The organism is Loktanella fryxellensis, from assembly GCF_900110065.1.
GTDB classification, from domain to species: domain Bacteria; phylum Pseudomonadota; class Alphaproteobacteria; order Rhodobacterales; family Rhodobacteraceae; genus Loktanella; species Loktanella fryxellensis.
Genome location: NZ_FOCI01000003.1, coordinates 141,041 through 153,410, shown reverse-complemented (window position 1 = coordinate 153,410; position 12,370 = coordinate 141,041). Strand labels below are relative to the sequence as shown.

At 67.8% G+C, this 12,370-nt stretch carries 10 protein-coding genes; 4 read left to right on the top strand and 6 right to left on the bottom strand.

Features of this window, described 5'->3' with window-relative positions:
* Positions 1-215 precede the first annotated feature (215 nt).
* Complete coding sequence (locus tag BMX16_RS04120) at positions 216-422, top strand: cold-shock protein (RefSeq protein ID WP_072856590.1); 207 nt, start codon at positions 216-218, stop codon at positions 420-422.
* A gap of 256 nt (positions 423-678) precedes the next feature.
* Here the strand turns inward: BMX16_RS04120 and BMX16_RS04115 are convergent, their stop codons facing one another.
* The gene (locus tag BMX16_RS04115; RefSeq protein WP_245731288.1) at positions 679-1,311 is read right to left on the bottom strand and encodes an arylesterase; all 633 of its coding nucleotides are present in this window, start codon (positions 1,309-1,311) and stop codon (positions 679-681) included.
* Positions 1,312-1,357: 46 nt separating this feature from the next.
* Here BMX16_RS04115 and BMX16_RS04110 point away from each other — a divergent pair, with 46 nt between their 5' ends.
* Together BMX16_RS04110 and BMX16_RS04105 are read left to right on the top strand one after the other, a co-directional pair.
* Positions 1,358-2,044, top strand: a complete 687-nt coding sequence (locus tag BMX16_RS04110; RefSeq protein WP_089899098.1) for an ABC transporter ATP-binding protein — start codon at positions 1,358-1,360, stop codon at positions 2,042-2,044.
* Positions 2,041-4,557, top strand: coding sequence for an ABC transporter permease (locus BMX16_RS04105; RefSeq protein WP_089899094.1), 2,517 nt, complete (start codon positions 2,041-2,043; stop codon positions 4,555-4,557). The genes BMX16_RS04110 and BMX16_RS04105 overlap by 4 nt, the downstream gene beginning before the upstream one ends.
* A 68-nt stretch (positions 4,558-4,625) precedes the next feature.
* Here the strand turns inward: BMX16_RS04105 and gltX are convergent, their stop codons facing one another.
* The 5 genes from gltX to BMX16_RS04080 form a co-directional block, all read right to left on the bottom strand.
* Complete coding sequence (gene gltX / locus BMX16_RS04100; protein WP_089899239.1) at positions 4,626-5,957, bottom strand: glutamate--tRNA ligase; 1,332 nt, start codon at positions 5,955-5,957, stop codon at positions 4,626-4,628.
* Positions 5,958-5,990: 33 nt separating this feature from the next.
* A complete protein-coding gene (locus BMX16_RS04095; protein ID WP_218139815.1) occupies positions 5,991-7,454 on the bottom strand; it encodes an MFS transporter in 1,464 nt (487 codons plus the stop codon).
* 54 nt (positions 7,455-7,508) lie between these two features.
* Positions 7,509-7,970, bottom strand: a complete 462-nt coding sequence (locus BMX16_RS04090; RefSeq protein ID WP_245731286.1) for a DUF1801 domain-containing protein — start codon at positions 7,968-7,970, stop codon at positions 7,509-7,511.
* 93 nt (positions 7,971-8,063) lie between these two features.
* Positions 8,064-8,768, bottom strand: a complete 705-nt coding sequence (locus BMX16_RS04085) for a DUF1236 domain-containing protein (RefSeq protein ID WP_245731283.1) — start codon at positions 8,766-8,768, stop codon at positions 8,064-8,066.
* Between the two features lie 197 nt (positions 8,769-8,965).
* Positions 8,966-10,624, bottom strand: a complete 1,659-nt coding sequence (locus BMX16_RS04080) for an NAD+ synthase (protein ID WP_089899091.1) — start codon at positions 10,622-10,624, stop codon at positions 8,966-8,968.
* Positions 10,625-10,761: 137 nt separating this feature from the next.
* Here BMX16_RS04080 and BMX16_RS04075 point away from each other — a divergent pair, with 137 nt between their 5' ends.
* On the top strand, positions 10,762-12,360 hold the full coding sequence (locus tag BMX16_RS04075) for an MORN repeat-containing protein (RefSeq protein ID WP_089899089.1): 1,599 nt from the start codon (positions 10,762-10,764) through the stop codon (positions 12,358-12,360).
* Positions 12,361-12,370 lie beyond the last annotated feature (10 nt).

Genomic DNA, 12,370 nt, shown 5'->3' with positions numbered 1-12,370 from the left:
CCGGTCAGCAGTTCACGTCGCACGCCTTCCCGGATCAGGGGACAGGTCCGGTGTCATCGGGGTTGCATTTGCACCGCAGATCGGTTAGCCAGTGTTTGCGACCGTTATCTATCTCGACCCACTGTGTTCCTTTCTAGGCAGCAGCGCTCGACATTGCACTGACGAAGCCGGGCCACCGCAATCTCGTGGGTGGCAAGACTAAAAGGATTAACACGATGGCTACTGGCACCGTGAAATGGTTCAACGCAACCAAAGGCTTCGGCTTCATTGCTCCCGATGGCGGCTCCAAGGATGTGTTCGTGCACATCTCCGCAGTTGAGCGTTCGGGTCTGACCGGCCTGGCCGACAACCAGAAAGTCACCTTCGACATCGAATCCGGCCGTGACGGTCGTGAGTCGGCTGTGAACCTGTCGCTGGCATAAGCCGCGATTTGCAAGACTTGGGTGCGCGGTTTCGCGCATCCTCCCCCACCCTCTCTTCGCTCGAGCGACGCTCGCGAAATTAGGCGCAATACAGCCACATCATCATCGACATATAACGATCGGCACTGTGATGGTGCGCGGTCTGAACGGCTTCGCCCTGTGAATCACCTCATGCAATCGTTTCAAACACCAGATGGCATCGCAGCGCCATCCGGCTTTCAATACACTGCCGTTCCGGTGGCCCCGCTTGCGCGGATCAGCCTTCGGGCAGGTTCTCTATGAACGCCAGTAAGGCGGGGCCCATGGCATCGACGATCAGTGACACGCCTTCGGCGTTGGGGTGTACGCCGTCGTCCTGCAGGTAGGTGCGCAGATCGCCCTCGCGCAGCGGCCCGAACCAGTCGGGATAGACCGGCACGTCGTAGGCTGCGCCGAGTTCCGCATACATTCCGTTGAAGGCCTGCGTGAAATCGGCGCCATAGTTGGTGCCCGCCTCCAACCCGACAAGCAGCGCAGGCACCTCCGCTGTCTGCGCCTTGGCGAGGATGGCATCGAGGTTGTCGCGGCTGACGACCGGGTCCAGACCGCGCAGATAATCGTTGCCCCCCAGCGCCACGATCACGCCGTCCACGTCCGGCGTCAGGGTCCAGTCCATGCGCGACAACCCGCCCGCCGTCGTGTCGCCGGACACACCGGCGTTCAGCAGGACCACATCGGCACCCTGTGCGTCGAGCCAGGCCTGCATCTGTGGGACGAATCCGTCGGCAGTCGGCAGGCCATACCCCGCCGTCAGACTGTCGCCCAGTGCCGCAACCGTGACCTGCGCCGCGGCGGGTGCGGCCAGCGCCACTGTGGCGAAAACACACAAGCCGACACGGTTGCGCAGCATGCCTGCTGCCCCATATGCAAGCGTGAGCAATGCAAAGGTTTTTCCCATGTCAGATCCCGTTCCGGCCCCCGTGCTGTCCTTGCGCGACGTGGCGCTATCCCTCGATGGCAACGCGGGTAAGGTGGACATCCTGCACGGCATAACGCTGGACGTGGCGGCGGGGGAAACCGTGGGGCTGGTCGGGCCGAGTGGATCTGGCAAGTCATCTCTCCTGATGCTGATGGGCGGGCTGGAAACGGCGACCGCCGGGCGGATCACCGCCATGGGGCAGGACCTGACCGCGATGGACGAGGACCAGCTGGCCCGCTTTCGCCGCTCTTATATGGGGGTGGTGTTCCAGTCTTTCCACCTGATCCCCACCATGACCGCGCTCGAGAACGTGGCGACGCCACTGGAACTGGCCGGTGTGGACGATGCGTTCGAGCGGGCGCGCGACGAATTGCAGGCGGTGGGACTGGGGGCGCGGACCGACCATTACCCCAACCAGATGTCGGGCGGCGAACAGCAGCGCACGGCGCTGGCCCGCGCATCCGCCCCGCGCCCGCGCCTGTTGCTGGCGGATGAACCCACCGGCAACCTCGACGCCACGAACGGGGCCGCGATCATCGACCTGCTGTTCGGCCTGCGCGACCGGCATGGATCGACCCTCATCATGGTGACGCACGCGCCCAACCTTGCCGCGCGTTGCAGCCGCGTCATCGGATTGCGCGACGGTCGGCTGGACGCCGCATGACCCTGCGCCTCGCTGCCACATTCGCACGCCGTGAACTCCGCGGTGGCCTGCGCGGGTTCCGCGTTTTCCTCGCCTGCCTCGCCCTTGGGGTGGCCGCCATCGCCGCCGTGGGCACCGTCCGGGCGGCCATTACGGCAGGGTTGGCCGAACAGGGCAGTGCACTTCTGGGGGGCGACGCGCAGGCGACGCTGACCTACCGCTATGCCACGCGGGAGGAGCTGGCCTTCATGGAGGAGGTGTCGACCACCCTGTCGGAAACCGTAGACTTCCGGTCGATGGTCACCGTCGGGGACGAACGTGCCCTGACGCAGGTCCGCGCGGTGGACGGGGCCTATCCGCTGGTCGGCAGCGTCACGCTCGACCCGCCCATGTCGCTGCCCGATGCGCTCGCCGGTGACGGCACCCGCCCCGGCGGCGTGATGGAGCGTGTGATGGCCGACCGCCTCGGCCTGACGCCCGGCGACAGTTTCTTCATGGGCACGCAGGAGTTCGTGTTCACCGCCGTCCTCGACGCCTATCCCGACAATGCGGCGGCGGGTTTTTCGCTCGGGCCGCGCAGCATCGTTCTGGCCGCCGATCTGGCCGATGCGGGGCTGTTGTCCGAAGGCACGCTGTTCGACACCGATTATCGCATGCTGCTGCCTCCCGGCGTCGACCTGCAGGCGTTGGAGGATCGCGCCGACGCGGCGTTCCGCGACAGCGGCATGCGCTGGCGCGACAGCCGCGAAGGGGCCGGTGGCACCGCCCGCTTCGTCGAGCGCATGGGCGCGTTCCTGATCCTCGTGGGCCTGTCGGGTCTTGCGGTGGGCGGCGTCGGCGTCAGCGCCGCCGTGCGCGCCTATCTGGGCGGCAAGACCGAGACCATCGCGATCCTCAAGACCCTCGGGGCCACGCGCGGCACGATCTTTGCCACCTATGCCATCCAGATCGGTGCGCTGACCGCCCTCGGCGTCACGCTGGGCCTGATCCTCGGCGCGGGCATCCCGCTGGCGCTTGCGCCAGTGATCGAGGCGCAACTGCCGATCCCCGCCGACTTCACCCTTGCCCCTGCCCCGCTGGCAGAGGCCGCGATCTATGGCCTGCTGGCGGCGGCGATCTTTACCCTCTGGCCCCTGGCGCGGACCGAACAGATCAAGGCGGCGACCCTGTTCCGCGATGCTTTTGCCGGTGGCGACGCGCTGCCGCGCCCCTTCTATCTGGTCCTGACGGCGGGACTGATCGCGGTGCTGCTGGGCCTTGCGATCTGGTTTTCCGGCACTGTGTTCCTGACCCTGTGGACCGCTGGCGGCATCGCGGGGGCGCTGCTGATCCTCGTGCTGGCCGCCAGCCTGATCCGGCTGATCGCCCGACGCCTGCGGCCCGGCGTGCGGGGTCGCCCCGCCCTGCGGCTGGCGCTGGCCAGCATCGGCGCGCGTGGTGGCGAATCAACCTCCGTCGTGTTGTCGCTGGGCCTCGGCCTTGCGGTGCTGGCGGCCATCGGCCAGATCGACGGCAACCTGCGCCGTGCGTTCACGGCGGAACTGCCGGAACGTGCGCCAAGCTACTTCTTCGTCGACATCCAGCCCGACCAGATCGCAGGGTATCGCCAGATCCTCGCCGACGATCCCGCCGTCAGCGCCGTCGAGACCGCGCCCATGCTGCGGGGCATCATCACGCGGATCAACGATCAGGATGCGGATACGGTCGCGGGCGGCCACTGGGTCGTGCAGGGCGACCGCGGCATCACCTATGCCGACGCCCTGCCAGACGGCGACACCCTGACCGCAGGCGAATGGTGGGGCGAAGGCTATACCGGCGAGCCGCAGATCAGCTTCGCCGCAGAGGAAGCGGCAGAGATCGGTCTGGTGCTGGGCGATACGCTGACCGTCAACGTGCTGGGCCGCGACATCACCGGCACGATCACCAGCTTTCGGCAGGTGAACTGGGACAGCGCCGGTCTGGGCTTCGTGCTGACGTTCAACAGCGCCGCGCTGGCCGGTGCGCCGCACAGCTGGATCTCGACCGTCTATGCGGACGAGGCGGCAGAGGCGGGCATCCTGCGCGAGGTCGCGACCGCCTATCCCAACGTGACCGCCATCCGCATCCGCGACGCCATCGACCGCGTCGCCGTGCTGGTGGAGGGGATCACCGCCGCCACCCGCTATGGCGCGCTGGCAACGCTGGTGACGGGATTCCTCGTGCTGATCGGGGCTGCGGCGGCGGGCGAGCGTGCGCGCACGTTCGAAGCGGCGGTGCTGAAGACCATCGGCGCCACGCGCGGCATGATCGTGGCGAGCTTCGCCCTGCGTGCGGCGCTGCTGGGGCTGGCGGCGGGTGTGGTGGCGCTGACGGCAGGCATCGCGGGCGGCTGGGCCGTGCAGACCTTTATCATGGAGGATGACTACCAGATCATCTGGGGCAACGCGCTGTGGATCGTCGGCGGCGGCATCATGGTGTCGCTGCTGGCGGGTCTGGCATTCGCGGTCAGGCCGCTGCAGGCCGCGCCCGCGCAAGTGCTGCGCGCCCGCGACTGACGGCGGCACGTGAAAATAGCGCGGCAGGTGTCCCCTGCCGCGCCATCAATGTCCGCCCAGTCCAAGCCTTACAGCGTCGGTTTGCGCTGCAGCAGCGGCATGACCTGCGCCATCTCCGGCCCGCTCGCCTGCCCGGTCACGGCCAGCCGCAGCGGCATGAACAGACCCTTGCCCTTGCGGCCCGTCGCGTCCTTGACCGCACCCGTCCACTCGGACCACGTCGCGTCCGTATAGGGTGCGTCGCCCAGCAGGCCGAAGGCCTGTGTCACGAAATCCCGGTCCTCGTCCGCCACGACCGCCGTACCGCCATCGCGGAACATCGCCCACCACGGCGCGACATCGTCCAGCGTCGCAATGTTATCGCGCACCGCGGCCCAGAACGGGGCGCGCAGCTCGGCGGGCACTCCAGCCGCATCCAGCGTCGGTGCGACGGCGTCCGCATCCGCCTCCAACCGCGCCAGATGCCGCGCGGTCAGGGGGCGCAGATCCTCCACGTCGAACTTGGTCGGTGCCGATCCGAAGGTGCCGATGTCGAAGCCCGCGATCACGTCCGCGATGCCGTCGACCAGCACGACGGGCTGCGACGACCCCAGCCGCGCCATCAGGCTCAGCACCGCCTCCGGTGCGATTCCCTGTTCGCGCAGATCGCGCAGCGCCAGCGTACCAAGGCGCTTTGACAGCGCCTCGCCCTGCGGGCCGGTCAGCAGGCTGTGGTGGGCAAAGCGCGGCACGGTCCCGCCCAATGCGCGCATCATCTGGATCTGCGTCGCGGTGTTGGTCACGTGATCGGACCCGCGCACGATGTCGGTGATCCCCATGTCCACGTCATCGACCGGCGACGCAAAGGTATAAAGGACCTGCCCCGTTTCCTTCACGATGACCGGGTCGCTGACAGAGCCGCAATCGATGCTGATCGGCCCCATGATGCCGTCGTCCCATTCGACCCGCTCAAGATCCAGCAGGAAGCGCCAGTGGGACTTGCGTCCCTCGTCGCGGTACGCCTGCTTTTGCGCGTCGGTCAGCTGCAGGGCGGCGCGGTCATAGACCGGCGGCTTGCCCATGTTCAGCTGTTTCTTGCGCTTCAGGTCCAACTCCACCGGCGTCTCGAAGCACTCGTAGATGCGGCCCGCGTCCAGCAGTTGCTGGCGGGCTTGCTCATACCGCTCCATCCGGTCGGACTGCTTGCGCATGTCGTCCCAGGTGATGCCGAGCCAGGTCAGCACGTCGCGGATGCCGTCCTCGTATTCCGGCTTGCTCCGTTCCTGATCCGTGTCGTCGATCCGCAGGATGAAGGTGCCGCCGTTCTGGCGCGCAATGGCATGGTTGAACAGCGCGGCGCGCAGGTTGCCGATATGCATCCAGCCGGTCGGCGACGGGGCGAAACGGGTGATCGTGGTCATGTGCGGCATCCCTTGTGATTGCCCGATCCTGTGTCACGCAGGCGGCGACTTGTCCAGTTTTGCGGCCCGTTGCGGTGCCGGCAGCCGCCACACGGCAGCGGCGAGCAGCAGGAACGACGCGGTCGAGAACCACAGCGCCATGCGCAACCCGTCCGAATAGACCGACACGGGATCGCCGCCCGCCTGCAATCCTGCGGCCAAATGAGCAAAGAACAGCTGTCCCATGACCGCCAGTCCCAGCGCGCCGCCCAATTGCTGGAACGACTGCAACGCCCCCGACGCGGACCCGGTATCCGCGTCCTTCACCTGCCCCAGCACCGTGTTGAACAGCGGTGAGATTGCGGTGCCCAGCCCCAGCCCACCCAGGAACAGCGGCAGCATGAAGGCACTCCGGCTGATCTCGCCCGCCGCCTGCGGGGTGACGAAGGGCAGCAGGATCATGCAGACAGCCAGCAGCAGCCCGCCGGTGCTGATGCGCGGGCGCAGCCAGCGGTTGCCCATCCGGCCCGCCGCCAGCGACGCGGTCAGCACGCCGATACTGAACGGCACCGTCGTCAGCCCCGACTGCAACGGCGTGAACCCATTGCCCACCTGCAGAAGGATCGCGAGCACGAGGAAGAACCCCGGAATGCCAGCGAACAGCAGCATCACGATGCCCGTGCCCACGACGAAATTGCGGTTGCGGAACAGCGCCACCGGCAGCAGTTGCGCACGCCCCAGCGCTGCCTGCCGCCGTTGCCACCAGACGAAGGCCGCCAGCATCGGCAACGCGCAGGCCATCATCGCCCAAATCCAGAAAGGCCAGCCGACCTGACGCCCCTCGATCAGCGGGAACATCACCAGCAGCGTCGCAGCGGCGGCCAGCGTGATGCCCACGCCGTCGATCGCCAGACCCGGCTTTGCCGGCAGGCGCGGCACATAGCGCATGGCGCCGATCACCGCGACCACGCCCACGGGGATGTTCACCAGAAAGATCGGCCGCCAGTCCAGACCCCACAGATCCGCCCCGATCAGCACACCACCCAGGATCGGACCGGTGACGCTTGCCAGCCCCGCCGACAGGCCGAACAGGGCAAAGGCCAGACCGCGTTCCTTGGGCGCGAACAGGGCCGGCACGATGGCCAGCGTCTGCGGCGTCATCATCGCGCCGCCGATGCCCTGCACCACGCGCGCGGCGACCAGTCCCCAGATCGACGGTGCAAGGCCACACAGGGCCGAGCCGATGGTGAATACCGTCACACCCGCGATGAACATGCGCCGCCGCCCCACCACATCGCCCAGCCGCCCCATCGGCAGCAGGAACAGCGCGAAGGTCAGGATGTAGATGGCCACGACCCATTCGATCTGGCTGTCGGTCGCGCCGAACGCCTGTTGCAGCGACGGGATCGCCACGTTCACGATGGTCACGTCGATCAGGTTTATGAACCCGGCGACCAGCAGGGCGGCCATGGCGATCCAGCGCCCTGCAAGGGGCGCGTCGGTGTCGGTGCGGTTCATGTCATGGTATCCTGATGCGGGCTTTGCCGTGACCTAGGGTGTGTTACCGGCGCGTCACGGGGTCAAGTCCCGATCCGCACCAAGCCCTGCGAAGCCACTGACGGGCCACATCGTGGCCAGATCCCGCAGACCGGCCCGGATCAGCGTCGCCAGCACGTCGATGTCCACCTGCGTCAGCCGCGTGATATGGATGCAGGCCTTGCCCGCCTTCCACTTGCCCAGATCGGCAAGGATTGGGCGCATGTCCGTCGCGCCCGGCATGACATAGAGGACCTGCTGCGCCTTGCGCGGGGCAAAGCCGGTGGCGAACCAGCGCCCCGGCTTGCCGCTGCGATAGGTGTAGTCGTAGTGGCCATAGCCGATCATGTCGCCCGCCCACAGCAGCGGCGCGGCCCCGGTCACGGCGCGGAACAGCGTGTCCAGCATCGCCGCATCCGCCCGCCGCACCGGGTCGGCGATTGTCGCCGCGAACCGCGCGACGGCAGAGGGATCGGGATCCGGTGCGTGCATGGACATGATGCCGCATCATGGCGATGTCCGTGCCCGCTGTCACCCGGTCTTGGGAAGGTGGCCCGGCCCCCGCGCATAGGGGACCGGGCCGGGTCCGCGTCAGCGGATCACGCGCACGATCGTGCTGTCGGCCGCATTGACCAGCACCGGCAGGCCGTTGACGTTCAGGTAACGGTACTCGGCCTGCGGCACCTCATAGGTGGTCACTTCGGCGGGCACGACGGCACCGACGACGACTTCGCCGTCCAGATAGACCGTCTCGACCGGGTTGGTGGTGACGAAGGTCAGCGTCTCCTCGGTCGGCTCGACGGCGGCGGCACCCACGGCGGTGCCAGCGACACCGGCGGCGACGATGGCGCCCACTGGGCCGCCCAGTGCCACTGCGGTCAGGGCTCCCAGCGTGCCGGTGGTCAGGGCGGCGGCGTTCTGGTCGCCCTGCGTCACGGTGTCATCGGCAACCGTGCCCTCGGCGGGCGTCTGGGTGATGATCGTCAGTGCCTCGGGGTTGCCAGCCATGTCGATCAGCGTGACCGCATCGGCACCTTCCGAGACATAGAGGTACTGACCCGATGCCCAGCCCGTCATCTCGCCGGACGAGATCTGGCACCAGCTCACGTCTTCGAGGCAGCCTTCGATGGTGACCTCCTGATCGACGGCCAGCACGCCCATCACGCTGCCAAAAGGGCTCGGCTCGCCGCGCACGGTCAGTTCGGTGCCCGCCTTGGCGGTGGTCGTCTGTGCCAATGCAGGCAGGGCCGCAGTCAGCGCGATCAGCGAGGCGGTGGTGAGTGTCATCAGTTTCATGGTGCATCCTCTGCCGCGTCAGGGTACCGGTGATCGGCACCGCTGCGATCACGGCGATGACACTCAGATAACGCAGTGACCGCCCGCCGCAGGGGGGCATCGCACCGTCGCTGCACCAATCCGCCGACATGGCGGCGCCCCTTGGGCGGCTTTCGCAAGGCCGCGTCGGTTGCCCCTGTCCGCCCGCGTGCCGCGCCCTAAGCGCGGTCGCGCCAGCGGTTCGCAATGGGATACCGGCGGTCCAGCCAGAACGCGCGGGCCGACAGGCGCGTGCCGGGGGCCGCCTGGAACCGCTTGTATTCGCTGATATAGACCAGATGCTCGACCTTGATGACCGTGTCGCGGTCATAACCCGCCGCCACGCAGTCGGCGACGCTCGCCTCCTCGTCCACAAGCAGCGTCAGGATGCCGTCAAGGATGTCGTAAGGCGGCAGGCTGTCGTCGTCGCGCTGGTCGGGGCGCAATTCCGCGCTGGGCGGCTTGTCGATGATCGCCACGGGGATCACCGTGCCGGCGGGGGCCTTCATCCACGGGCGGTGCTGTGCATTGCGCCAGCGGCAGATGTCGAACACCCGCGTCTTGTACAGATCCTTGATCGGGTTGTAGCCGCCCGCCATGTCGCCATAGATCGTGGCATAGCCGACCGCGACCTCGGATTTGTTGCCGGTGGTCAACAGCATCTCGCCGAACTTGTTGGACTGCGCCATCAGCAGCAGTCCGCGCATCCGGCTCTGGATGTTTTCCTCTGTCAGGTCGGGGGAGCGGCCCGTGAACAGGGCCGACAGCGCATCGCCCACCGCATCCACCGGACCCGAGATCGCCACCGTGTCGAACGCACAACCCAGCGCGTCGACCACACCCTGCGCATCGTCGAGCGAGCCTTGCGAGGTATAGCGGCTGGGCAGCATGACGCAGCGCACGTTTTCGGGCCCCAGCGCATCGGCGGCGATCACCGCGACGATGGCGCTGTCGATGCCGCCCGATAGGCCCAGAAGCACCTTTTTGAAGCCCGTCTTGCGGCAATAGTCGCGCAGGGATTCGACCATCGCGCGGTAGTCCTGCTCCAGACTGTCGGGGCGCGCAGCGCGTGCCCCCTCCTCCGCCCGCCAGCCGCCTGCGTCGCGCACCAGATCGAGGTGCGCCACCGCAGCCTCCATCACCGGCATCTGCAGCGCCAAGGCACCGCCGGGGTTCAGCACGAAGGACCCGCCGTCGAACATCTGGTCGTCCTGACCGCCGACCATGTTCAGATAGATCAGCGGCACGCGGTTCTCGACCACGCGGGCGATCATGGTCTGCAGGCGCACCTCGAACTTGTCGCGGTGATAGGGGCTGCCGTTGGGCACCAGCAGCACCTCGGCCCCGCTTTCGACCTGCGCCTCGGCCACGTCCGGATACCAGGCATCCTCGCAGATCGGCGTACCGATGCGCGGGCCGGTGGTGCCGAAGGGGCCGTGGATCTGTCCCGGTGCGAACAGCCGCACCTCGTCGAAGACGTTGTAGTTGGGCAGGCACACCTTGTCGGCCCGCCCCGCGATCGCGCCGTCCTTCAGCATGTAGTAGCTGTTGTGCAGCACCCCGCCCACCAGCGCAGGCCCGCCGATCACCAGCACGGGTCCGTCCGCGCAGTCGGCGGCCAGGCCTGCGATCGTGCGTTCCGCATGCGCGACGAAGGCCGCCCGCCGCACCAGATCCTGCGTCTGGTAGCCGGTCACGAACATCTCTGGCAGGGCGACCATCTGCGCGCCCGCATCCCGCCCCTGCCGCCACGCGTCCAGCGCCTGTGCTGCATTGCCCGCCAGATCGCCCACCGTGGGGTTCAGTTGCGCCAGCGTGATGCGGTAACGGTCGGACATGGGCCACCTCTCCGGTTTGTGACGCAGATAACAGATCCGGGGCCGAGGGAAACCCGCTGCCACGCCCGCGGCCCCGTTGTCAGGGGCCCGCGATGGCTTTACCACCCTGACCAACGGCACTGGACAGGATCACCCCCATGACGCGCACCATCCCGGCGGCACTTCTGGCCTTCGCACTCGTCGGCACCCAGCCCCTGCCCCTGCTGGCGCAGGACGTGCAGACCAAGCAGTACGAGGATGGCGGCGTCTATGAAGGGGCGTTCCTGAACGGGCGCCAGCACGGTCAGGGTACCTACACCCTGCCCAACGGTTATACCTACACCGGCAACTGGGTGAACGGAGAGATCAGCGGCCAAGGCACCGCGACCTTTCCGAACGGATCCGTCTATGTGGGCACATTTGCCGCAGGCAAGCCGGACGGCACCGGCAGGATCACCTTCGCCGACGGCGGCACCTACGAGGGTGACTGGCTGGCAGGAGAGATCACCGGGCGCGGCACCGCCGCCTATGCCAACGGCGTGACCTATGAGGGCGAGTTCCGCAACGCCATGCACCACGGCACCGGCACCATGCGCGGTGCGGACGGCTATGAATACACCGGCCCGTGGATCAACGGCGTCAAGGAAGGCATGGGCCGCGTGACCTACCCCGACGGCGCGATCTACGAGGGTGTGCTGGAGGCGGGCGAACGCGACGGCACCGGCACACTGACCATGCCGGACGGCTTGATCTACGATGGTACCTGGGTCGCGGGCCAGATCGAGGGGCAAGGCACCCTGACGCAACCCAACGGCGACATCTACATGGGCGCGCTGAAGGCGGGCAAGCGCGAGGGGACCGGCAAGGTCACCTATGCCAACGGCGACGTCTACGAAGGCGAGTACATCGCCGACCAGCGCAACGGCACCGGCATCTTCACCGGCACCGATGGCTACCGCTATACGGGCACGTGGGTGGACGGCCAGATCGACGGCACCGGCGAGGTCACCTATCCGGACGGTGCGATATACACCGGCCAGTTCAACGCGGACCTTGCCAACGGGACGGGGCGCATCGTCTATCCCGACGGCTCCAGCTATGATGGGGCATGGGTCGACGGCGTGATTTCCGGGCGCGGCGTCGCCCGCTATGCCAACGGCACCGTCTATGAGGGCGACTTCGTCGATGCCCGCAATCAGGGTCAGGGCACGATGACCTATCCCGATGGCTACACCTATACGGGCGGCTGGTCGGATGGTGCGCGCGACGGGACCGGCACCGCGACCTATGCGGACGGCACCGTCTATACCGGCGACTTCGTGAACGGTCAGCGGCACGGCATCGGCACGATCACCCTGCCCGACGGCTTCACCTATACCGGCGACTGGGAGATGGGCGAAATCTCCGGCACCGGCACCGCGACCTATGCCAACGGCGACATCTACGAGGGCACCTTCGTCGCGGGCCGCCGCGAAGGTCCCGGCACGATGCGCTATGCCACCGGCGAGGCGAGCACGGGCACATGGGCCGACGGCGCGCTGCTGACCCCCGCACCCGTCGCAGTTCCACCTGCCGCCGCCGCATCGCCCGCACCCGCGGCACCTGCGCAGGTCACGACGCCAGCCGCATCCGGCGCGGCCCCCGACCCGGCGGCCCCGGTCGCAGACCCGGCGCCCACGGCAGCGACGGCGCCGGACGCGGTCGCGGATGATGCGCCGGATGCGGCGCCCGCACCCGTGCCCGCTGGCACCGACTGAAGCCCCCAGC